Source organism: Corynebacterium freiburgense (genome assembly GCF_030408815.1).
Classification (GTDB): Bacteria; Actinomycetota; Actinomycetes; order Mycobacteriales; family Mycobacteriaceae; genus Corynebacterium; species Corynebacterium freiburgense.
Window position 1 is genome coordinate 735,496 of the sequence record NZ_CP047355.1, and the last position, 25,916, is coordinate 761,411.

At 52.9% G+C, this 25,916-nt stretch carries 23 protein-coding genes and 1 riboswitch; of the genes, 8 read left to right on the forward strand and 15 right to left on the reverse strand.

Going from position 1 to position 25,916, the window contains the following annotated elements; translation table 11 throughout:
- Window positions 1-95: 95 nt before the first annotated feature.
- Window positions 96-1,571, forward strand: coding sequence for an SdrD B-like domain-containing protein (locus tag CFREI_RS03370; protein ID WP_027013076.1), 1,476 nt, complete (start codon window positions 96-98; stop codon window positions 1,569-1,571).
- Here CFREI_RS03370 and CFREI_RS03375 read toward each other — a convergent pair.
- Genes CFREI_RS03375 through CFREI_RS03385 form a run of 3 tightly spaced genes read right to left on the reverse strand, consistent with a single transcriptional unit; the run spans window position 1,568 to window position 6,151 of the window.
- Window positions 1,568-2,212 (reverse strand): DUF3239 domain-containing protein, encoded by a 645-nt coding sequence (locus CFREI_RS03375; RefSeq protein ID WP_027013077.1) that lies wholly within the window; start codon window positions 2,210-2,212, stop codon window positions 1,568-1,570. The two genes, CFREI_RS03370 and CFREI_RS03375, sit on opposite strands and share 4 nt — an antisense overlap.
- The gene (locus tag CFREI_RS03380) at window positions 2,212-3,879 is read right to left on the reverse strand and encodes a DNA repair helicase XPB (protein WP_027013078.1); all 1,668 of its coding nucleotides are present in this window, start codon (window positions 3,877-3,879) and stop codon (window positions 2,212-2,214) included. Before CFREI_RS03380 ends, CFREI_RS03375 begins: the two co-directional genes overlap by 1 nt.
- 34 nt (window positions 3,880-3,913) lie before the next feature.
- Window positions 3,914-6,151, reverse strand: a complete 2,238-nt coding sequence (locus tag CFREI_RS03385) for a helicase-associated domain-containing protein (RefSeq protein WP_027013079.1) — start codon at window positions 6,149-6,151, stop codon at window positions 3,914-3,916.
- 64 nt (window positions 6,152-6,215) lie between these two features.
- On the opposite strand from CFREI_RS03385, the gene CFREI_RS03390 reads away from it, so the two are divergent.
- Window positions 6,216-6,410, forward strand: a complete 195-nt coding sequence (locus CFREI_RS03390; protein WP_027013080.1) for a hypothetical protein — start codon at window positions 6,216-6,218, stop codon at window positions 6,408-6,410.
- A gap of 1,135 nt (window positions 6,411-7,545) precedes the next feature.
- Here the strand turns inward: CFREI_RS03390 and CFREI_RS03395 are convergent.
- From CFREI_RS03395 to CFREI_RS03405, 3 genes are all read right to left on the reverse strand, one after another.
- A complete protein-coding gene (locus CFREI_RS03395) occupies window positions 7,546-9,171 on the reverse strand; it encodes a monocarboxylic acid transporter (RefSeq protein ID WP_027013081.1) in 1,626 nt (541 codons plus the stop codon).
- Window positions 9,168-9,509 carry a DUF485 domain-containing protein gene (locus CFREI_RS03400; protein WP_027013082.1) on the reverse strand — a complete coding sequence of 114 codons (342 nt, stop codon included), beginning with the start codon at window positions 9,507-9,509 and terminating at the stop codon, window positions 9,168-9,170. Before CFREI_RS03400 ends, CFREI_RS03395 begins: the two co-directional genes overlap by 4 nt.
- A 334-nt stretch (window positions 9,510-9,843) precedes the next feature.
- Complete coding sequence (locus CFREI_RS03405; RefSeq protein WP_027013083.1) at window positions 9,844-10,395, reverse strand: resuscitation-promoting factor Rpf1 domain-containing protein; 552 nt, start codon at window positions 10,393-10,395, stop codon at window positions 9,844-9,846.
- An 8-nt stretch (window positions 10,396-10,403) separates the two neighbouring features.
- Window positions 10,404-10,569, reverse strand: a riboswitch (cyclic di-AMP (ydaO/yuaA leader).
- Window positions 10,570-10,946: 377 nt separating this feature from the next.
- Here CFREI_RS03405 and CFREI_RS03410 point away from each other — a divergent pair.
- Window positions 10,947-11,336 (forward strand): cold-shock protein, encoded by a 390-nt coding sequence (locus CFREI_RS03410; RefSeq protein WP_027013084.1) that lies wholly within the window; start codon window positions 10,947-10,949, stop codon window positions 11,334-11,336.
- Window positions 11,337-11,394: 58 nt separating this feature from the next.
- On the opposite strand, the gene CFREI_RS03415 is transcribed toward CFREI_RS03410, so the two are convergent.
- Entirely contained in the window at window positions 11,395-11,895 is a 501-nt protein-coding gene (locus CFREI_RS03415; RefSeq protein WP_027013085.1) for a DUF2771 domain-containing protein, read from the reverse strand.
- Window positions 11,896-11,905: 10 nt separating this feature from the next.
- Entirely contained in the window at window positions 11,906-12,682 is a 777-nt protein-coding gene (locus CFREI_RS03420; protein WP_051256023.1) for a glutaminyl-peptide cyclotransferase, read from the reverse strand.
- A 29-nt stretch (window positions 12,683-12,711) separates the two neighbouring features.
- Here CFREI_RS03420 and CFREI_RS03425 point away from each other — a divergent pair, with 29 nt between their 5' ends.
- Complete coding sequence (locus CFREI_RS03425; RefSeq protein WP_035112293.1) at window positions 12,712-13,431, forward strand: DUF3027 domain-containing protein; 720 nt, start codon at window positions 12,712-12,714, stop codon at window positions 13,429-13,431.
- Window positions 13,432-13,436: 5 nt separating this feature from the next.
- Here CFREI_RS03425 and CFREI_RS03430 read toward each other — a convergent pair whose 3' ends face one another.
- Both CFREI_RS03430 and CFREI_RS03435 read right to left on the reverse strand, forming a co-directional pair.
- Window positions 13,437-14,108: an aminotransferase class IV gene (locus tag CFREI_RS03430; protein ID WP_051256024.1), complete on the reverse strand. Its 672-nt coding sequence runs from the start codon at window positions 14,106-14,108 to the stop codon at window positions 13,437-13,439.
- Window positions 14,105-15,925, reverse strand: a complete 1,821-nt coding sequence (locus tag CFREI_RS03435; RefSeq protein ID WP_027013087.1) for a chorismate-binding protein — start codon at window positions 15,923-15,925, stop codon at window positions 14,105-14,107. The genes CFREI_RS03430 and CFREI_RS03435 overlap by 4 nt, the downstream gene beginning before the upstream one ends.
- Window positions 15,926-16,035: 110 nt before the next feature.
- Between CFREI_RS03435 and CFREI_RS03440 the strand changes: the two genes are divergently transcribed.
- Complete coding sequence (locus CFREI_RS03440; protein ID WP_027013088.1) at window positions 16,036-17,499, forward strand: NCS2 family permease; 1,464 nt, start codon at window positions 16,036-16,038, stop codon at window positions 17,497-17,499.
- A 429-nt stretch (window positions 17,500-17,928) separates the two neighbouring features.
- Entirely contained in the window at window positions 17,929-18,756 is an 828-nt protein-coding gene (locus tag CFREI_RS03445; RefSeq protein WP_027013089.1) for a TrmH family RNA methyltransferase, read from the forward strand.
- An 11-nt stretch (window positions 18,757-18,767) separates the two neighbouring features.
- On the opposite strand, the gene CFREI_RS03450 is transcribed toward CFREI_RS03445, so the two are convergent.
- Both CFREI_RS03450 and CFREI_RS03455 read right to left on the reverse strand, forming a co-directional pair.
- Window positions 18,768-19,427 (reverse strand): response regulator transcription factor, encoded by a 660-nt coding sequence (locus CFREI_RS03450; RefSeq protein ID WP_027013090.1) that lies wholly within the window; start codon window positions 19,425-19,427, stop codon window positions 18,768-18,770.
- Window positions 19,424-20,605 (reverse strand): sensor histidine kinase, encoded by a 1,182-nt coding sequence (locus tag CFREI_RS03455; protein WP_169719166.1) that lies wholly within the window; start codon window positions 20,603-20,605, stop codon window positions 19,424-19,426. Before CFREI_RS03455 ends, CFREI_RS03450 begins: the two co-directional genes overlap by 4 nt.
- A gap of 109 nt (window positions 20,606-20,714) precedes the next feature.
- Between CFREI_RS03455 and CFREI_RS03460 the strand changes: the two genes are divergently transcribed.
- A complete protein-coding gene (locus tag CFREI_RS03460; RefSeq protein WP_169719167.1) occupies window positions 20,715-21,563 on the forward strand; it encodes a CPBP family intramembrane glutamic endopeptidase in 849 nt (282 codons plus the stop codon).
- 2 nt (window positions 21,564-21,565) lie between these two features.
- On the opposite strand, the gene CFREI_RS03465 is transcribed toward CFREI_RS03460, so the two are convergent.
- Window positions 21,566-22,261 carry a CPBP family intramembrane glutamic endopeptidase gene (locus tag CFREI_RS03465; RefSeq protein ID WP_051256025.1) on the reverse strand — a complete coding sequence of 232 codons (696 nt, stop codon included), beginning with the start codon at window positions 22,259-22,261 and terminating at the stop codon, window positions 21,566-21,568.
- Window positions 22,262-22,401: 140 nt separating this feature from the next.
- Here CFREI_RS03465 and CFREI_RS03470 point away from each other — a divergent pair, with 140 nt between their 5' ends.
- Window positions 22,402-23,316 (forward strand): hypothetical protein, encoded by a 915-nt coding sequence (locus tag CFREI_RS03470; protein ID WP_027013094.1) that lies wholly within the window; start codon window positions 22,402-22,404, stop codon window positions 23,314-23,316.
- Between the two features lie 673 nt (window positions 23,317-23,989).
- On the opposite strand, the gene CFREI_RS03475 is transcribed toward CFREI_RS03470, so the two are convergent.
- Complete coding sequence (locus tag CFREI_RS03475) at window positions 23,990-24,847, reverse strand: DUF6928 family protein (RefSeq protein ID WP_027013095.1); 858 nt, start codon at window positions 24,845-24,847, stop codon at window positions 23,990-23,992.
- Window positions 24,848-24,850: 3 nt separating this feature from the next.
- Window positions 24,851-25,777 (reverse strand): septation protein SepH, encoded by a 927-nt coding sequence (gene sepH / locus CFREI_RS03480; protein ID WP_027013096.1) that lies wholly within the window; start codon window positions 25,775-25,777, stop codon window positions 24,851-24,853.
- Window positions 25,778-25,916 lie beyond the last annotated feature (139 nt).

Below are 25,916 nucleotides of genomic sequence, written 5' to 3' on the forward strand. Positions count from 1 at the left end.
TTTGCTAGCGGTTCTGCGTCCTATACGATTGGTTTTAATAGGATTCTTTGTCCAGTCATTTAGTTTTCTTAGGCTTTGGAAAGGGGCTGTACGTAATGTCCAACACCTTTCGTAGGGCTGCTATTGCTGCAATTGCTGCGTTGTCGTTGACGGTCTCGTCGGTAGGTTTATCTTCTTCTATTGTGGCGGTTGCTGAACCTGCGGATGCTTCTTGTTGTGTTTCCTGGTCGAGCAAGCTTGAGCTTGATAATGATGGCGATGGGAAGTTCCACAAGGATATTGATGCTTTTTTGGCCGGGACTGCGGTAGAACTACTGCCCGTTGTTGATGGTGCTGCCCCGAGCCCTACGGGTGTTATTGTGGCACATTCGAATGAGTCTGGTGTTTTTGAGTTTTCTGATGTGCCGTTTGGTAAGTATGTAGCTCGCGTGGTTATTCCTGAGGGCTATGTCTTATCTCCTGCGCATTCTGATTGGGGTAAAACGAATCCTGCGCCTGAAGGAACCAGTGGTTTTGCTCCTGAGAATCCAGAGTTTAAATACGCATATTCTCAGGTCGTCGAGTTTGCTGCTGGTAGTACCGTGGATATTCCAGCGCCAATGTTTGTGCCTACAGTTGGTAAGGTGTTTGGCGCTATTTGGTTTGAGACCGACGGTGATGGCGTTCGCGAGGATACAGACGCTACGGGCTCGGTCCCTGAAGTTGAAGTTCAGTTGCTTCGCAAGGAGTCTCCTGACGGCCAAATGAAGCCGATTGAAGAGCCTTGGGCTGTTAAAAAGACTTCGGCTAAAAACGGAAAATTTACTTTTAAGCATTTGCCTGTTGGGGAGTATCAATTGCTGTACCGGGCTCCCGATGGCTTTAATTTTTCGGCAGACGGTGCCGATAATCACGCAACCCGGCGTGCCGACGGTGGGCGGTTAAGTGAACCGTTTCAGGTATCAGCTTCGTCGAAGTCGGTTAATATGGGCGCGGCATTAACGTATAGCTTTGCGGGGGACGTGTTTTTTGATGCCAATGGCGATTCGCGACGTCAGGTAACGGAGCGGCCCGCAGCGAAGGTTCGGGTCGAGTTACTCAGTGGGGATAAGGTTATTTCCACGGTTGAGACCGATACCAATGGTAGGTATTTCTTTACAGACGCCCCGGATGGCTTGTATCAAGTCCGTGTACGCGCGCCAAAACCTTGGCAGGCAGCTGCAACGTCTCATAAGCGTGCCGACGCCGTGACTCTCGATGTTGAAGTATTTGGCAATGAGGTCACGGGGTTACAAGAAGTTTGGCTAATCCCGCCAGACAGCAAATCGACTAGTGCGGCTTCGGATGCGTTTTCGGTGATTGATCCGCCAACGGAGGAGTTACATCGGGAACTTGATTTTGGATATCACCCGAATAATCCTCCAGAAAAGCCTGCGGAGATCGCTACTATTACGGCGCTTTGGAATATTTTTGGTGGTGGCTCAAACCCTTCTGATGTGGTGTTTGCTCCAAAGATTGGTTTGCGTTCCACCCTGGAGTCATGGTTTAGGGTAATGCTTTGCAAGCTGGGTATTACCAGTAACTGTCATTAGAGCCGCAGTAAATTGAGGGGGGTGGCCAGCACGTCGTCGATACGCGCGGCGTGCTTAGCGAGCGTTTGCCATTGTTGCTGGGGGATAGCCTTGCTGGCCTGTTTAATCGTTTCCGGTAGCGGCGTTCCCCAGGCGATTGGCATAGGGGAGATTTCATCCCAAAAGCCAGTGTTTTTCATATTACGACGGCCCGCAACGGCCACCGCTGGCACGCGTTCGCCAACGGTTCGTGAATGCCCGACCAGATTTGTGATCGTGCGAGCGGCAAGTGCGGGGGCCGGGCTGCCTTTGGTGTTGTCGACGCGGGCGTCGACAAGCGCGAGCAGTACCATATCGCGGGGGTTTATTTTGGCGATTATTGCTGGCACAAGCTCATAGGTGTCATACATATGTTGGGGCGTGCCTATTTTTTTCGGAATAATAGCGATCATGCTAAAGCTCACCAGGGCGGTAACCGCGAGTCCAATTGAAAGCAGCCAGGCCCATGTTGCCTGATTGGTAAACCATAGAAACGCTGCGGCCACAAGGAGCTGCACGATACCAAACACCAGTGCGGAAATCTGGAGGCGTTTTTGGTCTTTGAGAAACTCATTATGGGTTTTGGCGTGTGTGGTGTCAACGGTAAAACTAAAAGCTGACATTAGTTTTCTTTCATGGGTCGGAGGATATCTATTGCGTCGAGGATTCGGTATGCGTAACCCTGTTCGGCAAGAAAGCGTTGTCGGTGTGCGGCATACAATGTGTCTTTAGTATCCCGACTCACCACGGAATAGAAATGTGCTTGACCACCATCAGCCTTGGGACGCAGCAATCGGCCAAGGCGTTGCGCTTCTTCTTGCCGCGATCCAAAGGTTCCGGAAACTTGGATGGCCACTGCGGCTTCCGGGAGGTCAATAGAAAAGTTTGCCACTTTACTTACTACCAAGACATTTATCTCGCCGCGTCGAAATGCACTAAAGAGTTTTTCCCGGAGTCTGGTTGGGGTTTTCCCTTCAATGACCGGAACTCCAAGCTCAGTGCCTATTTGTTCTAATTGGTCCAAATACGCGCCAATAATAAGGGTGGGTTGTCCAGCGTGCATTTCCAAAAGCTTCCGCACCACAGGCATTTTCGTGGCCGCGCAGGCGGCAAGCCGGTAGTGTTCGCGGGAATCGGCAAGTGAATAGGCTCGACGTTCCGCATCGGTCATAGTGGTGCGGATTTCCACGCAATCCGCAGTAGCAATAAACCCTTGGTTTTCCAGGTCCTTCCAGGGAGCGTCATAACGCTTCGGCCCGATTAAGGAAAACACATCGCCCTCACAGCCATCTTCACGGATTAATGTGGCGGTAAGTCCAAGGCGGCGTCGGGACTGCAAATCAGAGGTCATACGGAAAACCGGCGCGGGCAGGAGGTGGACTTCATCATAGATAATCAGGCCCCAATCGTGATTATCAAAGAGTTCAAGCGCCCGATATTCGCCCTTGGTTTTCCGCACCATTACCTGATAGGTGGCAATAGTTACTGGACGGATTTCCTTCTTTTCACCAGAGTATTCGCCGATTTCATCTTCGGTTAGTGAAGTGCGGCGAAGTAATTCCGAGCGCCATTGCCGCCCAGCAACCGTATTGGTTACCAAAATCAGAGTGGTGGTTTGGGCTTTTGCCATCGCTGCCGCCCCAACCATAGTTTTTCCGGCACCACATGGAAGCACCACAACTCCAGAGCCGCCCTGCCAAAAGGAGTCTGCCGCGCGTCGCTGATAATCCCGAAGCTCCCAGGTTTCTTGGTCTTGCGAAAGCGCAATTGGATGGGCCTCACCATCAACATATCCGGCTAAGTCCTCGGCTGGCCAGCCGATTTTAAATAACTCTTGCTTAAGCCGTCCACGTTCTGATGGGTGCACTACTACGGTTTCCGAATCAATTACCTGCCCCAACATAGGTTTGATTTTCTTATGCAAGGTAATTTCAGTCAGAATGGCGGTTTCACTGGATTCCAAGATCAACCCGTGGGCGGGGTGTTTGTGTAAACGTACGCGTCCATAGCGTGCCATAGTTTCGGCGACGTCGATAAGCAATGGTTGTGGAACCGGAAAGCGCGAATAACGCTCTAATACATCGACTACTTGTTCTGCGTCGTGGCCAGCTGCGCGGGCGTTCCACAATGCTAGGGGAGTAATCCGATAGGTATGCACATGTTCGGGTGCGCGTTCGAGCTCGGCGAAGGGAGCTAGGGCGGCGCGGGCTTCGTCGCCAAGCGGATGATCCACCTCTAGCAAGACAGTTTTATCGGATTGGACAATAAGTGGTCCATCTCCAAAGGACACCTTAGGCCTCCTACCATTTGCACAATTCAACTCCCTAATTATCCACAATTACACTCGTAATGCGATGCAACTGGTAGCGATGTATTGCCCCCGTCAAAGGCTCCAATGCATCAAGCTGACCGCCGGTCACTGACATAGGTTGCACCACCCGTACAGATGCCACACCATGCTTATCGACGAACCCCAGGGTCACCCTCCGCTTCGAACGTACAGCTGCCTGCAGCGTAGATAGAATATTGGGCGAAGAATTCTCAGTGGTCGCCTTATTTGTATTTTGCCGAAGCTCAGCGATTACCTCAGCTGCATCAATCTTTGGTAGCTCCGGCGCTAATTGTACCGTAGTACCAGATATCAATCGAGTTGGGCTAGGGCGCATATCAATAGTGAAACCATGTGCATCCTCAGCTACTGGCCGGAAGCCACCACGTTGCAAACTCTCCAAAATAGAGCCCAGAGACAAATGCGAAATAGCTACAGTTGGTGCTATAAGCCGTAGCTCTGGAGTTACAGACACCGCATGCTCTAGCAAATCAGTATCCTGACACCGCACATAGCTCAGTGCTTTCCCACCTCGAAGATCACCATGCTGGCGTCCTAAATCTGCCAAAAGATATGAAATTGCCTGCGGCACTTCACCTTTAATGTAATCCCGCAAAAACGACGCAATGTCCTCTGCGCCGAGACCAGCATCTAATGCTCGTTGCAAAGATCCTTCTGAAATCCGATACACACTCGCCAACCCGGGGGATTCAAGATCCGCCAAAAGTTCAAGTTTGCGCTGGATCACTGGCTCTAAAGGACCTGGCACCAAAATTGTCATATCCCCTTGAGCGATAAAATAATCCACAGTCGCAGGGGTTGCTAAAGCCGTTGCTTTCTCCAGTTGTGCGGGGTCCTCGATAAGTGCTTTAGCCATATGCGTTGGGGAAAAATCCGCATCAAGCACACCCAACCACACTGCCTCATCTAAAACCTCTTTTGGATACTGCATATTGCTAGCATCTAAAGGCGCATAAAAACCAGCCATACTTAATGCCTGATCAAGCGACATTTTCCCCGCTCGAACAAATTGCGAGAGTAATAATTGCTTCGTTTTCCGTAGCGCAGGCAGGAATGTATTTACATGCAACAAATTCACCGGACGAACCACGCACCACGCACCGAAGTACGATCCAGACCAAGCTTGGATCAGCATGGCCCAACGAACATGAAGATCTGTTGCAAGCCAGGCATCGGCATCGACCGTAGGTGCTAATACGGGTTTGAGCTCTGTGCCCTCAGTAGCGAGCTCAGGAATTCCGGTGTCTAATAGACCCGCAGTAACTCCCAAACACACCAATCGACACACTTCAAATTGGCTAATATCTAGCTCTTTTGACAAGCGCTGAACACTACGAACCCCGATCGAACCATCCCGTAAACACGCCACTGGCGAATCCCCCAAAACGGAAATCAATTCCCCCATATGTCGGACTACTTCGAGGCCCGCTGCAGTCGCCCCACGATCTGCTTGATCAAACTGTTGATCATCCGAACTTATATCCGGGAATGGCGGCACAAACGGAATATCCAAAGGACCTAAATCCCATAACACCCGCCGAGTCACTGGCGCTAAACGAACAGTTCGCGAATCCACCCGGAGCAATAACCCCGCCGCCAATAATATCGGAATAGGACGCTGAGGATCAGCATCTTCATCTGCATCCTTTGTGATCCCAGAACCACCCGAATCCAGTAACGTTTCTAAAATCTTGCGGCACCGAGAATCCGCATGCTCAATAAACTCCTGCGCCTCTGAATACGAAGGAGAAGGCACTCCAGGCTCCGGTAATAGTTGCCAATCTATAGGTAACGTTGCCATCACCTCCGACACCACCCGAAAACGCTTTTTAGAGCCAAAGATCAGAGCCAGTGCCCGTAGCTTTCGAATCGCCTCATTAAGATCCTTATCCTGCGGAGGTTCAAAACGTGAACCATTTACACATTCTAAAACCCACGACACCACAGCGGGGGCATCCACCGGGGTCAACTCTCCACCCAAATCTGCTGCCGCTTCCAAAACCAAAAGATCCACCGCATTCAATTGCGAAAGTGCCAGTGCAAGAGACTGCCACAATTGTAAACGAGCAGCTAAAACCCCAAAACTGGGAGGTGGTGGATGTAAAACATCTGGGCGAAGCTCAAACAGTTCCTCTAAGGCGGCATTATCCAGTGACATCAGCCAATCCCGAAACGAACCAAACTCTTCTGGCAAATCAACACTCTTAGACATAATGGACACGAGTCTAACCATAGAAGAGATGACTTTTCTGCCCCCGATTTGAAAGAATAAGCACATGGCTAATATGCAAAAGAAAGGCTACGTCGATCCGGGCTGGCCCGACCATGCCCCAGGAGACGGACACGTAGTAACCGAACTTATCTCCAAAGTCGCTGGAGCCTCAAGCCCATACGGCGATGAAACTCCATTCCCACTCCCAGCCGAAAAACTCGGCTACGTACACCCCTATACCAACACCAATAAGCCCTAACACACAATAGCGCTGAACCTCTAAAACCTTCTTCTTGTGGAACTTTCTTCCTGCGGAACCTTGAAGTGAGGGTTTTAGAGGTTCGATGTGTTTCTGGAGTGGGCTGGGGTGTGGAAGATCGTGGGAAGCTCGGGGGAGTCGTCTGAGAAATGCCTGGAATAGGGAAGAAGCGCTAGAAGCAGGCAGATTTGTGTTGTGGGCTCCTGGTTTGGGGGTGTGAGCTGGGGAAATGCGGTGGCGGGTTGTGGGTGATGTGAAATCTGCCTTTGTTGGGTGGTGGGGTGTGTTAGATCTGCCTGATTTTCAGGTTGGTGGGGCTGAAAACCAGGGATTCCCAGGGGTTTACGTTGGCTTTACGAGCCTTTGAGCCGCTTTCCCTGCAGTTTGATAGGCTGACCCTATTGAACTGGTGATGTTTTTATGCCAACTGTCGCAGATTCCATAAAATCGCCCGAAAAAATGGAATTTGTGACAGCAACCAACATTGCGCACAATCGTTGACCTGGGGTTTGTCGCAGATTCCATAAAAACAGCGAAAAAAATGGAATCTGTGACAGGTTCCCTACCTATCGTGTCACAAATTCCATAAAATCCGCCGAAAAAAATGGAATCTGTGACAACACGCCCAACCAGCGCCCGAAAAGACCGGCCAGCGCCCGAAAAGACTAGGCATCTCCCACCAACCCCCAACCAAATCCCAGGCCACCGGACGCGCACAACCAAACCGCCGGCTGCAAACAAACCGCAAAGCAAGCCACTCCCAGCGACATCTGTGACACTATAATCACACAAGCACCAAAAACTACATCAGCCCCAACGACTCCTTAAGGCCAACCACAAGGCTCTCCGAAAAAGCCAAGCTCGCTCCAACCCCAACACAATTCATTCCTGCAAACGTGTTTATTGTCTGTATGGGAGTTGCGAGATCTGAGGGGGGAAGGTTTGGTCTTCTCAGTACCCACTGTGATCGGTTTGGGAATGCCAAACCTCCGCGCCAAATTGTGGGTGTGTTGGATCGGAGCCGTGCATGTCTTCCATACCGTGCATGTCTTCCACACCTTTTACGGCTAACCTTGCATAGCCAAAAGGCCTTATACACGCTTCTGCGGCATAAGGCCTTTGATCGAGACTGGAACTAGTGGGAAACTGCTTTTTCCACACCGACGCCGGTAAGGGAGCGAACTTCCATTTCGGCGGCTTTCTTTTCGAAGTTATCAGGCTTTCCAATGAAAGTACCGATAATGCCCAGGATAAAGCCAGCTGGGATTGCGATAATGGATGGGTTTGTAAGTGGGAACCATGCCCAGTCGGCTGATGGAACCATTGCGGTTGGTGAACCGGATACTGCTGGGGAGAAGATGATCAGGATGATTGAGGTAAGCAGGCCACCATAGATGGAGAATAGAGCACCTGTGGTGTTGAACTTCTTCCAGTAGAGGGAGAACAAGATGGTAGGTAGGTTAGCGGAGGCTGCGATGCCGAAGGCGAGGGCGACCAGGAAGGCAATGTTTTGGCCCATTGCGCCAATGCCTAGGACGATTGCGAGGATGCCGATAACTACTACGGTGATGCGAGAAACCCGGACCTGTTCTTCTTCTGTTGCTTCGCCGTTTCGGAATACAGAGTTGTACAGGTCGTGTGCTACTGATGCGGAAGCGGTAATCGCTAGGCCTGCTACTACTGCGAGGATTGTTGCGAAGGCAACGGCTGAGATACATGCCATAAAGATTGTGCCGCCGACCTTAGAAGAAAGCAGGAGCACAGCGGAGTTTACTCCACCTGGTGCGTTTTGAATCTGTTCTGGGCCAACAAGTGCTGCAGCAGCGTAACCCATAACAACAGTGAGCAGGAAGAAGAGTGCAACGATTGCGATGGTCCAGGTTACGGAGCGGCGTGCTTCACGTGCGGTAGGCACAGTGTAGAAGCGCATAAGTACGTGTGGCAGACCGGAGGTACCAAATACCAGTGCCATACCAAGGGAGATAAAGTCGAGTTTGGTTAAGGTGCTCTTTCCGTACTTCATGCCCGGATTAAGAACGGCATCACCCTGTGGGTGGTTGGCTACAGCTGCTTCGAGGACTGCGTTAAAGCCGCCACCGATTGCCCAGAACGCCAGGAGTGAAATAATTAGAGAACCGCCAACCAATAGAACGGCTTTGATCATTTGTACGTAGGTGGTGCCTTTCATACCACCGATAAGGACGTAGGCGATCATAAGAATACCTACGACTGCTACAACTGCAGATTGCGCGCCTTTACCGGAAATGCCTAGGAGCAGTGCCACGAGACCACCTGCACCAGCCATTTGTGCGATTAGATAGAAAAGAGAAATTGTAAGTGTGGAAATAGCGGCTGCAGTGCGTACTGGACGTTGCTTAAGGCGGAATGAAAGTACGTCCGCCATAGTGAATTTACCGGTATTTCGCAGTGGCTCTGCTACCAGCACGAGTGCGACCAAAAGAGCGATAAGGAAGCCCACTGAATAGAGGAATCCATCATAGCCGTAGAGGGCGATGGCGCCAGTGACTCCTAGGAATGCCGCTGCAGACAAGTAATCGCCGGAGATGGCTAGACCATTTTGCCAACCATTAAAGGATCCGCCACCGGTGTAGAAGTCTGAACCTTTTTGGGAGGTCTGCCGGGTAGCACGAATCACGATGGCCATAGTGGCCACAATAAAGAGAACGAAGATTGAAATATTGAGAATCGGGTTGCCAGTTTCGACGGCCGCGCTGGCAAGTGTCTGGTTTGAGAGGTTCATCGAGGGGACTCCATCTTGTCGCGGATTGCGGCGGTGGCAGGATCAAGTTTGTTATCGGCGAATCGAACATAAGCCCAGGTAACAAGGCCAGCTGTTGCGAATTGGGCGAGGCCCATAACCATTCCTACGTTGATGGCACCCCAGACGGGTTGTTGCACAAAATCTACAGCGAACGTGGCTGTAACGATGTACCCGAGGTACCAGGCAAGGAACGCCACGCTCATCGGGAATGCGAAGCGGCGGAAAGTGCCACGAAGTTCGGCGAATTCGTCGCTCTTTGAGACTTCGAGGAATTCCTCTGGGGTGGGAACGTGCTTGGCACGTGTGGGGTCAGTCATGTCTACCTCTCTCGGCAGGCTATTCGGGGAGCGTGCTGCAGAACGCTTTATTGATCTGAAAGCTGCATCACGCTTTGGTGACGTTGTGAGACATTACACATGATCTTCGCCAACTTGTCACACTTTTGAGATATCGGGCGAAAATCTCAGGCTTAGATCATTAACAAGTTTGCAAATTTCTTTGCAAACTTCCAGTTTTGTAATGCGCTTTGAGTCGCTGAATGTGCTGCATGGGGGCAAAAGTACGAATGCAAAAATGCCGCCTTCCCAAGAGGAAAAGCGGCATTATAAGAAGTTTGGATATCGTACCCCTGAAAAGGGGGTGGCCTAGGAGTTATCCGAAGTGCGCGTAGTAGGCATCGTTAATAGCTGCAGGCATTGGAATGCCTGCGTTTTGAAGAGCTTGTTTGATTGCTTCGTAGACAGCTTTGGTCGGATTTGCCATGAATTGCGCTACTGGATCTGCGTGTACAGCGGGGGCGGCAATGGGGGCGGCGGCTGCGCCAACGTGATCACGAGGTGTCGGACCAGCGCTCAGGCCGAGGCGTGATGAACAGGAAGGCCATGCTCCCCAACCTTGACCAGCGAGTACTTTTTCGGCAACCGCGATTTGTTGTTCGCGGGAGGCTTGGAATGCGTACGTTGCGAACTGCTGGCCACCGTAAGCGTTCCAGGTTGATGGTGAGAACTGGAGGCCACCGTGATAGCCATTGCCGGTGTTGATTGCCCAGTTGCCGCCTGATTCACATTGTGCAAGGCGGTCCCAGTCGGAGTCTGGGGCAGCGGCAGCTGGCGGTGCCATCAATGTGGCTGCGGTGCCAAACGCTGCGGTAGTTGCGGCAAGCTTGGCAAACGGGTGCGAAGTGCGGGCTGCATGTCGGGCCATTGAAAAATAAATCCTCTCGTTGTTCCGCCTGCGAAGTTAGCTGTCGGGTTCGGGCTGAGAAGGAAAGCGCCCGGCCACTGTGTTGCTGTGGCTTCACCCCAAGGTGACTTTTTAGCAAATCACCAATAGTGGGTTCCCCACCCCTGTCTGCAATGAAATTGTCGTGATACGTACAAGCACATAAAGCACAAAATGATTACGTTAGGTCCCCAGACAGGGTTTGGCGGGAGGGACCATATGCGTCTCATCTTGTTGTGCCTGACATAGACCGTAGCGGTTTATAACGAATGTGTCACGTAAAACGCGAAAATAGGTCTGCTCTTTATCGTTTTAGTTTGCAAAACCCCAGTTCAAGCGTCGCCAAAAAGAATAGTGTGACATTGATTAATGTGTCTACAAAAGCTTTTCGACGTCGCGGAAATTTTCGCTCTCCCCGCAGCGTTGTACTGGCGGGTATAGTTATCTGTCTGCCTTCCTTGTCGGTGGGAAGGCTTATTGCCTGGCGGTTTATCCCGTCGTTCATTAGTTACTTGGGAAGCGGTGAATAGGACATGCCGATCGGAAAAGTGAAGTGGTATGACGCCGAACGGGGCTTTGGGTTTGTTACAAATCCTGGCGAGGAGGATTGCTTTGTTAGTAAGCAGGTTCTCCCTGAGGGTGTGACGGAGCTTTATCCTGGCCAGCGAATCGAGTTTGATTTCGCAGCGGGCCGAAAAGGGCCTCAGGCACTTCGCGTGAAAATCCTGGAGCAACCCCGTGTTTCCCGCAAGCCACACCATAAGTACAAGCCTGAGCAGTTACACGGCATGATTTTGGATATGGTGACTATTTTGGAGCAAAAGGTGCAGCCTGATTTGCGGGCCGGGAGGTTTCCGGACCGTAAGTCTGGTAAGCAGGTTGCGGAGATTTTGAGGGCTGTCGCCAAGGAGCTTGATGCCTAGGCAATCAGCGCTCGTATAGCGGTAAAGGGGCTACCGAGTACTCGGTAGCCCCTTTGGGTTACTCCTGGTTGAGTTTGATGGACCAGACAACCGCGTAGGGGGATTCTTCCCCATTGGGGTTGGTGCCAATAAGAGCGGTGGATACTTCTACGACGGTAAGTTTTGCGCCGGCGTCGGTGGTTGCTGCGATGTCGACTTCGGTTTTTTCGTGTCCGGTGTAGAACTCTTCATGGTTTGCTTCGGGATCGTCATAGATTTTTAGTAGTCGCCAATCGTGATCATAAATCTCTTTTGGCAATGTGATATGGAGGGAGTCTTGGAGTTTTAGCTCGGGGACTTCTTCACCTTCACAAGTGGTGCCGATTTCACAAACGCTAAAGGGTGGGACGGTGATTTCTTGACCGCCACTGGTTGCTTTCAGCGTGACATCGTGAGGCTGGGTACCAGGACGGTTATTCCACCATGTTTGGAATCCGATGGAAGCCGCTACAACTAGCACTACTGCGATAATGAGGATAATAAATTGCTGAAGGTTTGCGCGGTTCCGTTTCGTAGCCATGTTTGAGAGTTTATCGTGCTGGTTGGAAACGCACTTCGAAGAGTTTTGGCCAACGCTTTCCGGTGATATAGAAGCGATCGGTTCCGGGGATATGCGCAATGCCATTAAGAACATTGTTCCGGTCGGGTGCGGCGCCGCTGTCGATGCCGGAGGCGTCTATGGTGCCGGTAACGGTGCCGGTGGTGGCGTCGATACGCACGATTTCATTGGTGAGGAAGCGGTTTGCATAGATGGAATCGTCTACGCATTCGAGTTCGTTTAGGGCGTCAATAGGTTCGCCATTATGTGTGACTTGGACGCGGTGGAGTTCCACAAAAGTTTCCGGGTCGAGTTCGCGCAATTGGGAAGTGCCATCGGACATAATGAGGCGATCTGGAAACGAGCATAAACCCCAACCTTCGCCGGAGTAGGTTGCGCGTCCAGTTTCCTCGAGCGTATCGACGTCGCGCTTTATGGCCGTTCCATGTCGCCATGTGAGTTGCCACACGGCGTTTTCGGTGCGAGTAACTCCCTCACCAAAATATTCTGGGTCCAAGTCTTTACTCTGCGATTCGGTGCCATGGAGTGTGCGGTACAGAATCCGGCTTTCCCCCTCCAGACCGGTACCAATCAAAAGCTGATCGCCAACCATTTCGAGGCCTTGCGTAAAGTACCGATCATCAAATGGGTGTGTGGCCACAATTTCAAGGTTGAGTTGTTCGGACGGTGGGGAGGCTTCGGTGGTGCAGGCGCTCAGCGCGCCGAGAGCATAGACAGTGGAACAAAGAAACCTAAAACGGAGGGCCATGAACACTATCATGCCGTATATGGGTGATAATGAACGACGTGCCATCTCGTAGTCGACGCAACTTCCTTTTAGATTCCAAAGCAATTGCAGTAGCCCGCACTGCTTTAGAAGATTTTGGCGAAGGGGAAATTGGCGAACATCTTCGCGCTATTAGTAGTGGAAAACATCTTGTAACCCATCATTTTGCAACGAAGATGCAAGGGTATCGGGGATGGGAATGGCAAGTCGTTTTGGCCTGCGCGCCAGGAACACGGCGTATTACCGTAAATGAGTTGGCCTTATTGCCGGGTGAGGGTGCGCTCCGGGCACCGGAATGGGTTCCGTATATTGATCGCGTTCAGCCAGGGGATTTGGGCCCAAATGATGATTTACCACCGCGAAGTAACGATCCTCGATTAGCGGATATTGAAGGCCCCCACACTGTAAAAGTGCCCGGCAGTTGTTCGGCGAAGCAATTGACCCGGCAAGGATTGGATGATGCCCGGAGCCGCTGGCAGCAAGGAAAATTTGGGCCATCGAGTGAGTTCGCAACTAGGTCCAAATTGCAGTGCGCCGATTGTGCATTCTATTTGCCGGTGGGTGAGCCGGTAGGGCCCCGCTTTGGGGTGTGCGTGAATGAGTATTCGGCAGATGGAAGAATCGTTCACTCGGGATATGGGTGTGGGGCACATACCGACACTCCACCAGCGGATATTCTTGGTCAGCCAATAGCAATTGCGTTCGACGACGAGAAAACTATCGAGGTGTAGGGGAACTACACTTCTTCTGCTTGCTCCCATAACCACGTATTCGCTTCAGCAATATCTGGCGCAAAACCAGTGTGTGCTGGTTCGAGTGCGCCGTATTCCATCCATGCGGAAACGCATCGAATGCCGGAAAACGCATTTGCTAACCAAAGTTCGCCGTCACGGAGTTGGTGCATGGCATAGCCATTTACAGGTTTTAATTGGTAACCATGTGCTTGCAGAAGGGGAAGAATTTGAGCTGCGGTCGTTGATGGGAGGGCACGTGCGTGGACACTCCATAAGACCGTGTTGTTGTGGAATACGATAATGGCGGAATGAATCGCTTCAATAAGTTTGCAGTTATGGGCGAGTAAACCTTCATCGCAGCCGCGGCGTCGAGAAATATCCATGCGGGTGGCCAACCAGCCTAAGTCTGGGCCTTTGACGGTGGGGATAAGGCGCTGGTCCTGGTGAGGGTGGGCATCAAGGACGATTTGGGGTTTTATGGGTCGATCGGGCCGGATATCAACCTCCACAGAGGAACCAGTGGCTCGAATAATCGGGTTATAAGTGCCAGGACCGGCATTGCGAAGTGTTGTGCGGACTTTTGCGAGTTGCTTTTCGTCGAGTCGTAAACGTTGAAGGTGGCCGGTGAGGTTGCGGACGCGGCCGTCGACAAGCCGAAAGCTCGTGGCTCTCATGATTCCTCTCCGAGCAACAACCGAAATGGCAGCATCTTCACTACCACCTCGTTGTACTCTTCTTCGGGGTCGCTGAGCAGGGTAACTGCCCCACCAGCACCATAGGACAAAACGCCGTCTTTGTGTACCGCCGTGCGAATTAAAATACTAAAATCACAATCCCCGTTTGCGGACACATAACCGAGACACCCCGAGTAGTAACCGCGCGGGCGCCCTTCAATATCCGCCAAGATATCCATCGAACGTTGTTTTGGAGCGCCCGTCATCGAGCCGCCGGGGAACGCCGACAACGCGGCCCGAAAACCTGGTGTCCCATACGGCAGCCGACCCGTAATCGTGGAAACCAATTGATGCACGCGCGCAAAGGTATGCACAACACATAACTCTGGGACCTCAATCGTTCCAGGAATGCATGTTCGTGAAAGGTCATTTCGCAGCAGGTCCGCAATCATAATGTTTTCCGCGCGGTCTTTTTCGCTGGCAGCGAGTTCTTCCACGAGCTGTAGATCCTCTGTGTCATTACGACCTCGAGGGCGAGTCCCCTTGATTGGTGAGGCGGTGACAACCCCGCCGCGCACCGACAAAAACCGCTCTGGCGAGGCAGAAAGCACTGCAACATCAGGGTGCTGGAGATAGCCCGCCATCGGCGCTGGGGCGAGATTTCGCAGCCTCAGGTAGAGATCAATCGGTCGCATATCTGTGCGTGTCGACGCCGCGGTGGTCAGGCATAGTTCGTAGCTTTCGCCGCGTCGGATAAAGTCCTGACAAGCGGCCACCTTTGCGTGATACTCCTCGGGGGTATCGAACATTTGAATGGGGGAGTGTGGGGGTGGTTGGGGGACTTCTATCGCCGGTGGTAGATCTGGGAGTTGCGCATCACTGCCATCTTTGGTGAGCAAGTACGTCCCTTGGTGATCGCGTTGCACCACAATCTCGGGAACGATAAAACGTTCGTGGTCCGCAATTTGATTCGAAGTCGCGCCATCCCATCCTCCGGATGCCTCATACGTCAAGGCGCCAAGTGCGCCGGGGATAAAATCCACGCCAGCCGAACAGCTATCCGCCCGCAAGCGGCCCTGCGGAATTTGGGATGGATGAACGGTTGTTCTGCCCACGGCAAGCAGGCTGACCTCGCTATCGAGCCAAACCAGGTGCGGATATTGGGTGGACCAATACCGTGCTAACGCAGGAAAATCGACGGGATCGATGGCGTGGCGCACCCATGTTGTGGTGTCCTTCAAACATCCGGTTGCCTCGATCAAATTTTGCATCAGTCGAACACCGTGCGTAGTGCCGATTGATTCCGGATGGAATTGCACGCCCCATTGCGGCGCATCCAGCCGTCGCAGCGCCATGATGGTGCCGTCTTCGGCATATGCCAATACTTCGAGTCGGTGCGTTGGCGAAGAGACATCTAATGAGTGATAACGCACAACATTCATTGGGGAAGGTATACCCGCAAACACACCTTTTTCATTGTGTAAAACCTTGCTATGGAGGCCGTGCATTGGCATTTGTGCGCGATCCACCACAGCGCCTGCTGCCAATGCAATTGCTTGATGTCCAAGACAAACGCCAATGACTGGAGTTTCTGTTTGCGCGATCGCGAGTGCGGAGCCGCCGATGTCTTCCGGATTGCCAGGATGACCAGGGCCAGGAGAGACAACAATAAGATCCGCCTCGGCGATTGTAGAGGTATCAAGTTCGGGAGAATTATTTGGCACAATTTTTGGCCGAATTCCGACGGCGCGCCATACTAAATCCCCAAGTAAATGGGTAAAAGAATCGTGGTTATCAATTAAAAGGATGCGAGTCATGGAAGCTATACATGTGGGAGGTAATTCGGTTCCATTTGCCGGAACCCTACTTGCAATGACATTGTAACCGTGGCCCCTCATTCTTTATTGAGCCTACGGAGAACAGAGCTATGACTGCGAGCAATCGCGTAGCAAAACCATCGGGATCACTCGATCGTTTCTTCCATATCTCAGAACGCGGATCCACCGTTGGAACTGAGATTCGAGCAGGTGTGGTGACCTTTTTCGCCATGGCCTACATCATTATCCTCAACCCGCTGATCATTGGCACCGTCGAAGACATGAACGGTAACGCGCTGGGAGTGCCCCAAGTTGCGGCAGTGACTGCCCTGGCTGCCGGTGTGATGACCATCGCTTTCGGGCTTCTTGCCCGCTATCCATTCGGTATTGCCACTGGCCTGGGCATTAACACCCTGGTGGCAGTGACGTTCGTGCGTGCGGAAGGCTTGACATGGCCAGAAGCAATGGGACTTGTTGTCCTCGACGGCCTGGTGATTGTCGCCCTCGCTATTTCTGGCTTCCGCGTTGCGGTATTTAACGCCATCCCAAGCGAACTGAAAGCCGCGATGGGCGTGGGTATTGGGTTGTTTATTTCGTTGATTGGCCTGGTGGACGCTGGTTTTGTGCGTCGCATCCCAGACTCGGCGGGAACAACAGTTCCAGTAGGGCTAGGCATTAATGGATCCATTAGTTCCTGGCCCACATTCGTATTTGTGATCGGTTTGATCATTTGTGGCGTGCTGGTTGCGCGTAACGTTCGCGGCGGCCTATTTATCGGCATCGTAGTGACCACGATTATCGCCATGATCGTTGAGGCGTTGACTGGCGCTGGACCTTCATTCGTGGACGGCAAGCCGGTTCCGGTTGGCTGGTCGCTTGCGGTTCCTGAGTTGCCGAACTCTATCGGTGGTTTGCCCGATCTTTCGCTCGTAGGTGCGGTGGATCTTTTTGGTGCATTCGGCCGGATTGGCGCCCTTGCTGCCGCGTTGTTGCTCTTCACCCTGGTGTTAGCTAACTTCTTCGACGCTATGGGCACGATGACCGCCCTTGGTAAGCAGGCTGGTCTCGTGGATGAAGAGGGCAATCTTCCAAATATGAAGAGCGCACTGGTCGTCGAAGGCGCTGGTGCAATCGTCGGTGGCGCGGTGTCTGCATCATCGAACACCGTGTATATTGACTCCGCCGCTGGCATTGCCGACGGCGCGCGCACTGGCTTGGCTAACGTGATTACAGGTTTGCTATTTATCGCCGCTATGTTCCTCACACCACTGTATGCAGTGGTTCCGATTGAAGCGGCCGCTCCTGTCCTCGTAGTTGTTGGCGCACTCATGATGGGCCAGATTAAAGACATCGACTTCACCAAGTTCCACATCGCGCTGCCCGCGTTCCTGATGATCGTTATCATGCCGTTCACCTATTCGATTGCCAACGGCATCGGCGTCGGTTTCGTGGCCTATGTGCTTATGCAAACCGCCGCGGGTAGGGCGAAGCAAGTCCACTGGTTGCTGTGGCTCATTTCAGTACTGTTCATGATTTACTTTGCTGTCGACCCATTGCTTACCGTGCTGAACTAAACACATTGCGTAACTAGCCCCTCAATCCTTCGGCTTCGGTTGAGGGGCTTTGAATTGCGTACAATTAGTTACCTGGGTTTTGTCACCGAAAACACCATCTTGTGCGCGATTGGTGTAAAAAGCGACACCGGACCCATTCTGGAGCCAAAATTTTGTCGCCAAAAACACCAATTGGGCACAACATGGTGTAAAAAGCGACATTGGTTATATGATCATCAAGTTCTGGCGCTCGCGACTCTAGCTTTTCGACGCCGCGCCCACCTCTGCCTGTGCTTTTTGGGTTGCTGACGTGCGCGCCGTCGAGAAGTATTGAATTGTGTGCAATTGGTTAGTGGGGGCGCAAAAGCGATATAAGGTACGGAAGTGTTAGAATCTACGACCGGCGTTTCGGCGTCGTCATAGGGGGAGATTGTATTAAGCTTCAGCTCTGTGGAATCAATCTTTCTATCTGACCCTACAGACCCGCGGCTCGACGATATTCGGAACTTGAATCACTCGAACTTACGGTCTGATCTGCCTGGTGGCAAGGGCTTGGTCATAGGGGAGGGGCCACTTGTAATCTCGCGGCTCCTCGAATCGCGTTTTCCTGTTCGAATGATCGTAGGTTTTGGCGCAAAGCTCGAGAGCTTCCTCGAAACCTACGGTGATCCTGGGGTTCCGGTGTATGAGGTAACTCGGGAAACATTAGCCAAGGTCGCTGGGTTTGATATGCACCGAGGGCTGGTAGCAGCGGCGGACCGCGCGCCGTCGTTAAGTGTCGAAGAAGTAATTGAACGTGCGAACACTGTTGTGATCCTCGAAGGGGTCGGAAATCATGAGAACGTTGGTGCGTTGTTTCGCAATGCCGCCGGCCTGGGTGTTGACGCAATTTTGTTCGGTGCTGGGTGTGCGGATCCGTTGTATCGCCGAGTGGTTAGAGTTTCCATGGGGCATGTTCTTCGCTTACCATTCGCACACCTGGGCGGCACAACAACGACCTGGCAGCGTAGTCTTGAACTGCTGAAAGGACGCGGATTCCACTTGGTCTCGCTTACCCCGAACACCAAAACAACGCTGTCCGAAGCGCTGACTCCTGTATCGAACAAACCGGTGGGGTTGCTTGTAGGTGCCGAGGGCCCGGGGTTAACTGAGCACGCGATGCGAGCCACAGATATTCGAGCATGTATTCCCATGAGTGAGGGGACTGATTCGCTGAATCTTGCCACTGCCGCCGCAATTGCGTTCTATGAGCGGATGAAGTCCATGGCGCCGGAATGACGCTGAGTTCCTCACGCGCCGTGTCCAGGTCCGCCATTTAAATAACCGAATGATTTTGCGAGTTTCAAGGCGAGGACGGTGCGGTCGGCGGCATCGAGTTTTCGTAATAGATGAGACACATGATTCTTCACCGTTCCCTCGGCGAGGAAGAGTTGCGCCGCGATCTGCTTGTTGTTCGCCCCCTGCGCGACCAGCTCGGCTACAGCGCGTTCTGCCCGGGTGAGCGTCATAATGCCACGTACTTTTGAAGTGCCAGAATTGCGTCTATGTACGATTCGCGCGATGCGGGGATCGAGGACAATTCCGCCTTCAGCGGCCGCTTGAATTGCCTCGAATAAGTGTTCTGCGGAGACGTCTTTGAGTAAATAGCCAGCGGCCCCGGCGTCGATAAGCGAGCGCACCAGGGAAGCATCGTCGAAGGTGGTGAGTACGAGCACCGGCACCTCTGGGTGGAGGCGTGCGCATTCGGTGACCACGGCGAGACCGTCAAAGCCAGGCATGACCGCGTCTGTTACCACTACATCGGGCTGGTGTTCGTTTATTAGCTTGGATACTTCCCGGCCATCGGTGGTTGTGGCAACCACATCGCATCCGTCGATGGTTTCGAAGATAAGCGAAAGTCCGCGGAGCATTAAAGCATGGTCATCTACCAGGATGATTCGTTTGGTCATGCAACACCTACCGGTACCGAAATTTTCAACAAAAAGCCATTCTCAATGCCGCCGTGATCTACCACTTCAACATGTCCGCCGAGTTCGGCTACGCGTTCGTGCAAGGAGCGCAGTCCGAAACCAAGGGATGGGGCAGTATTGCCAGTACCGTTGTCAGCGAACGACAGGGTGCCATCCTCGGTGAACTCTATGACCACGCGGTCTGCCCCGGAGTGCCGGACTGTATTAGTCAGCGCTTCTTGGGTAGCGGCGAGTAATACGCGTTCGACTTCATGGTCGAGTTGTAATTCCGAGGGGGCATGCACCTGTACATCAAGGCCCGTCGAGGCGAAAGAATCACCGATTTTGCGCAAGGTGTCTACAAAACCACCAGATTCAAGTTGCACGGGATGGATGGCGCGAACGACGGTGCGCATTTCGTCGAGGGCGTCGATAACGCTTTCCTTTGCGTGCACAACTTCTTCCTTCGCTCGCTCGGGTGTGCTATCCCAGGAACGTTCCGCAAATTCTAGTGACATGCTCACGGATGTAAGCCTGTGTCCGAGCGCGTCATGGAGAGCTGCGGCGATTCGGCTTCGTTCCTGAGCAAGTGTCAGATCGCGTAGTTGTTCGTTTGCGAGCTTCAGCTGGTGCAGCGTACGTTGTTTTTCTGCGGATTCTCGAGCGTACCGTTGTAAAAACACGGCCAGCGCTATGCTGACCGCGCCGGCGGATAATGCGAATAATGTTTCTATGAAGATGGCGCGTGCTGGTGCGCCGGAGGAAATATGGACAACGCCGATGAATAAAGCGAAAACTGCGCACACCATCAAACTTGCGGTGCGTGATACGCACATGTAGAGCACAGTTGCGGCCACCCAGATAAAGAAAATGCCCACGGAATTACTGCTTAAAATAGAGCCCGCCATCAGCGCGGTAGCTAGCAACCAGGAGGGTAATCGCAATGGTCGCTGATTATCGACGGCGCGAACCCACAACGTCCATGCGCTCAGTAGCAGGGGGAAACAGGCGATCTGAGCTGCGGCAAACCAAGGAACGGGCCAAGCGATCGTTAGTGCGGAAAGAAGCAGCCCTGCAAAGATAAAGAACCGCAAAAATGGGCGAGCTTCACGGGCTAACGCGTGTGGCGATTCAAGGCCACCTGGCTCGCTGTTTCGTGCGATGCAATGACGGGTCACAATTCCAGAGTAGTGCTGGTGACCCATGACCGGGGTCATGATTTTTTGTCTCGAAAAATGTGCCTTGAGACACTATCGCGCGTGCTTCACGCAGAAATATTCTCGCGATATGACTACATCGTTGATTTCTTCGAATACTCACCAACCACGCATTACCCTTCGCTGGTGGGGATTGTTATTACGTGCGGTGGTGGCCCTGTTGATATTGCTCGTTGGCAATTTCCTTCGTGTTCCGCTTATGGCGTTGCCAGTGATGCGAAGTGAAAGCACACTCGGGTTGGTGGGGAACATACTGGCGCCGGTGATTACGCTTGCTGTGTGTTGGATCTTGGTGTTGCTCTGGATGAAGCACGTTGAGCGAAAACCATTTGCTAGCACAGGCTTTAGCAATTTCCGGCAGATGCTCCCTGGTTTGCTTGGTGGCACCGCCATTGTCGCGGTTCCTACCGTTATCAGCGCGTTGATACTGTCAGCTCTCGCCGAAAACGGCACCAGCGTGCAGGAAATTAGTGGGATGAGCAGGTCCATGATTGTGTTGAGCGTCGTGTTCATCATCAGTATGTCGTTTATCCTGCAAGGCATTCCAGAGGAGCTGATCTACCGAGGCTGGTTATTTTCCCTCACCAAAGCCCGGCCCTGGTTTACCGTCGCATGGACGACTGCTGCGTTCACCATCATTCACCTGCTTTCTCAAGGCGGACAGCAGAACATGTGGCAGCGTGTCGAATATTTGGTCTTACCTCTAAGCATGGGACTGCTAGCTGGTGCGGTCGTTCTTCTCACCGATAATCCCTGGTATGCAGCGGGAACACACGGCGGAATGCACCTGTGCAATGGTCTACTGCCGTTGGTGTTTGCCTATAACCAACAGGGGCCGCAGGCCTGGTACATCGGTGCGTTGTGCCAGGGCGTGGTGGCGGCCGCATTGCTGGTGCTGTGGCGGCGTCGACAAGCATGAAGTTAGTGGACCAACGTGAGTACCACCAGGATTCCGCGCATCAGTTCGGGGTCGCCGAGGACGTGCACGAGTGAATGCGCCACGAGCGGCGGCAGCAGACTGCGATTGCCAGCAATATAAAGAATTGAAAGCACACTGAACACAATTGCCGAAAATATGAATGCTTCCGGAAAGAAAGTCCAGGCAATGAAACTGTGATAGGTGGCCATGGTTAGACCGGTGAACAGCACTTGGATCCACTTGGAAACATTGGCGCGGTGTAGGCGGTTGAGAATAAAACCACGGAACGTAATTTCTTCGCCGAACGCTAACACTGGGCCAAGCAACATCATGATCGGGCGTTGCCAAGTCCATTCGAAAGGATCGGCGCCGCGAAGGTATGTCATCGAAGCCCACAACAAACCGAAAATAATTGCGATTATCCAAACTTTTGTTCCTGCTTTTGTGCGGAGCCCTAGCGCTGTAAAATCTTCACCTTCGCGGCGTCGTAAAGCAAATACAATCCCAATGAGAATTACCGCACCAACACAAAACAAAAGCCCCAGTATAAAAGCGCCCTGGACACTATCTCCCCATTGCCGAAAAACCCAAGCTGTGCCGACATTAAAACAGCCCACACCCAACACAATCCATGCAACAAATGTCATTCCGAGGGCTTGGGACCAGGCAGTTTTTGGTGATAATCTCGTGGCGTCCATATAGTCCAATATAGCGCCGATGTTAAGAAGTTTTGTTTAAACATTGATCGACACATCACTGTACGCTTTGGGAAATTTGAGCAATATAATAACTGCAGTAAATGTAGTCTGGCCAGCGAAGATGTGTTAGACTAGCGGATATGAAGCGGGGGAATAGCCTGACTGGTAAAACATTGGTACGCGCATCTGCAAATGTGAAATCTAGGGCGAGACAACTACAACGTAGTGCGCGGGACGACGTCCATCAGCGACTCGCGCCTGGCACGTATGTTGACGCTGAGTACTTCGCAGGGTTGCCTCCATGGTCGCAACACGAATTGAAAGCACTTGCTGTTGGAGGAAAGGGTGTTCGAATTATTGGTGGGCATTCTGCGGCCGTACTTTGGAGGATGTGGAATATGGTGTTTACGCCGCGGCCTGTCGAATACTACCTCGTGCGTAGCCGCAAAGACGCTCCGCATTTTGGGCGACGGTTGCGCGCCCGCTTGCAGCGCGCTGAGATCGAAAACATTGGCGAAGTTTGGCTGACGTCACGGGCGCGAACTGCGCTTGATTTGGTTCGCTTTCATACGTTCGAAGAATGCTTCATCGCGGTCTGTGGGTTGCTGGCAAATGGGGAGGTAACGCGCGAAGAACTTCGGCTAGCCGCGCAGGGTGATAAAACATTCTTGCGTATTATCGACGCTGCTGATGAAAGGGTTGAATCCCCAGCCGAGGCGTATTTCTTGGCGCAGGTTCGAAAAGAAAATTTGTTCAGTGTGTTGCCGCAGGTGTCTGTGAAGGATGCTCGCGGGGTGTTGCGCAGGCCGGATTTCGAAATTGAAAACACCAAAATTCTGATCGAAGTCTCTGGCGCTGGAAAGTATGGCGCAACTGTGGACGAACAAGAGTTCAATCTAAAGAAGGCTACGGAGCGGCTTGACGCGCTAGTCACCGCTGGCTACACAGTCTGGTCCTACTCTGCCAAACAGGTGTTCGCCGGGATCGCATACAGTGACGTGGTGCGGCGCCTCAATCGTTACGGGCACAACTACGCCGAGTGGCGCTCGACCTAGCGCAACCCCACCGTTGTGTATGGTGGCTGGCGGGGGCTAGGCGACATTATTTATAAGTTCGTCATCGTCCCCCGCCCCTTGATGTTTGCTTTTCGACGCCGCGCCCGCTGCTGCCTGCAGTTTTGGAGTTACTGACGCGCGCGCAGTCTCGCAGCTTTGAATTGTATACAATTGGTTACCTGGGTTTTGTCGCCAAAAACACCATGTTGTGGACAATTGGTGTAAAAAGCGACATCATTTATGGATCTATCACGACCCAGCGCTCATGACCCTAGCTTTTCGACGCCACGCCTGCAACTGCCTGCACTTTCGGGGTTGCTGACGTGCACGCCGTCGAGAAGTATTGAATTGCGTACAATTGGTTACCTGGGTATTGTCGCCAAAAACACCATCTTGTGGACAATTGGTGTAAAAAGCGACACCGAACCCCTTCTGAGGCCAAAATTTTGTCGCCAAATACACCAATTGGGCACAAATTGGGCACAACATGGTGTAAAAAGCGACATTAATTATTGATCGAGCACTATTTTCAATCGATCCCCAAGCTGTGTGCACGCCAAAGGCAACGGTAACTGGACCCCAGAAGTCCCTGGCATAACAACAGCACCATTTGGCGCAATAGCCACAGGGTCCACGCAGCCACCACCGCCCAAACATCAACGCCCCAGCGGCCCTACTTCGGCCGGTCGATGTGGCGGATACGCCAGCGGAGGTCTTCGGCTTTGGCTTTGAGGGTTTTGCGGAGTTCTCGGGTTTTGCGCGTTCTGAACTCACTTGCGATTGCGAGCCATCGGCTGAGCTCGTTGGGTGGGGTGTTTTCGGGGAGCTCGTAGTCGTCGTAATCGGGGTCTGTGGATGAGAACCCCAGTTTGGTGCTGGACTGCGTCACTAACGTTTCCAGGTCCATGGCCTGGGGTTTTACCGGAGGAATCATGCGCGGTTCGGGTCGCCCATCGATAGCGTATGCAACCACGTTGATGTCCGGGCCGTCGTCAGTAATGCCAAGCCAGCCCTGCTGCGCCGCCTTCACCAAATCGTGCGGGTGGAATGGCAGTTCGATTCCGTGCCCCTCGCCGCCCCACAGCGGTTCTTCGAACGGTTCAGGAACCCCGAAGTCTTCGTAGACGCGAGTGCGGCGTGCGCAGAGGGCGCGTTTGAGTTGTCCGGCGCGCCAGTGGGCAATGCCGCCGAGGCCAGTGTGTTCATTTACGGCGAAGACGTAGATGTCGGTGGCGGGGAGAGACTTTAATAGTCTCGGACTGAGGTTCGAAAGTTCGTGAGCTTGATCGAGGATTGTTTGTACCACGGTGACACCTGGGTAACCGCCGATATAGTACTCACCGCGGGAGGTTTTGGCGGATCGGTTCAAGGGGAACTGTCCGAAAATCGTGATCGGCCACCGCGGGTTCAGTTGTGCAAGATATTTCCGACCGAAGCCCCGGTCGGCTTTTGGTTCGGCGGCGAGTACGCGCGCGGGGTTGGCGGCGGTAACGAACCAGATGGTCACTACTGCCTGGTGGGGTGCGGGCATGCGTCAGCTCCTGGGGCGCTTGGTGTTGGTGCGCACCCCGAGGAGCACGTCTTCCCAATGTGGTGTTACTGCTTTTCGACGTCGCTTAGGCTCCGGCGTTTTCGCTGGTTGCGGCCGTATTTTCTCGTCGCTTTCGAGGATTCCATCGCCGTGCTGTTGGGGTTCCTCATTCACGATTGGGATCGGAGCGGTCTGCTCGTTGGTGGTGGGTACGTCAAAATGTGGGAGGCTGCGGACTGGTCGTGAGAACTGAGGATCGATAAGGTCTGCTGCACTAGCGTTTCGGGCGACAACGGTGGGGGAGGCTGCGGTGCCTTTGGGGTGATACGACCATTCGGCAGTGTTTTCGGATATGCCGGATTGCCAACTCACGCGAACGACCCATTGCCCGGAGGCATCTCGGTAGGAATCCCACTTGGAAGTAGTCAGGTCTATTTCGCGCGCAGCAAATGCGGTCGCCAAGATTTCCCATAGTGTGAGCGAGGCTGGACCATCATCACGCACGGGGAGGGCGCGTTTTGCCAGTTCGGCCATGCGTGATCGCTCTAAAAGAATGGGGTGGGCAAAAGGCTCGATTCGGGATTCGCGCACGCCGATGGCTTCTGCTATTTCGCTTATCGACGCCCCGCCGCGGATACGCTCTTGGATCTCGCGGGGTCGCATTGTAAGTGGGCCCGAGCGGTGTTGTTCTGGGTCCTGTTGTGGAACGGGGATTTGTTCGATTGGCGGTTCGGGAGGTGGGCTGTCGTCTGGCTCTTCGACTGGTTCTGGTGTAGCTTCCTGTGGTTCAAATGTTTGTGGGGTTGGGGCGGTAAGGATTTCTAATAGCGAATCGTCTACGGCAAGGAAGAATTGCTCGCCGGAATCCTCAGCACACAACACCAGAGATGTGGCGTTTGACTCGTGTGCGACAAGGTGCAGCTCGCGCATGATTCTCCTCAAAGGCTCGTAATAGCAACGTTGTGATACACCCACTTGGGGTAGATGTATCCACAATAACGCGAATTTCTTGCTACCTGTGGGCTAAATCGCCGTCAAACCCGTAATCGATTTTGCAAGTCAGGAAATT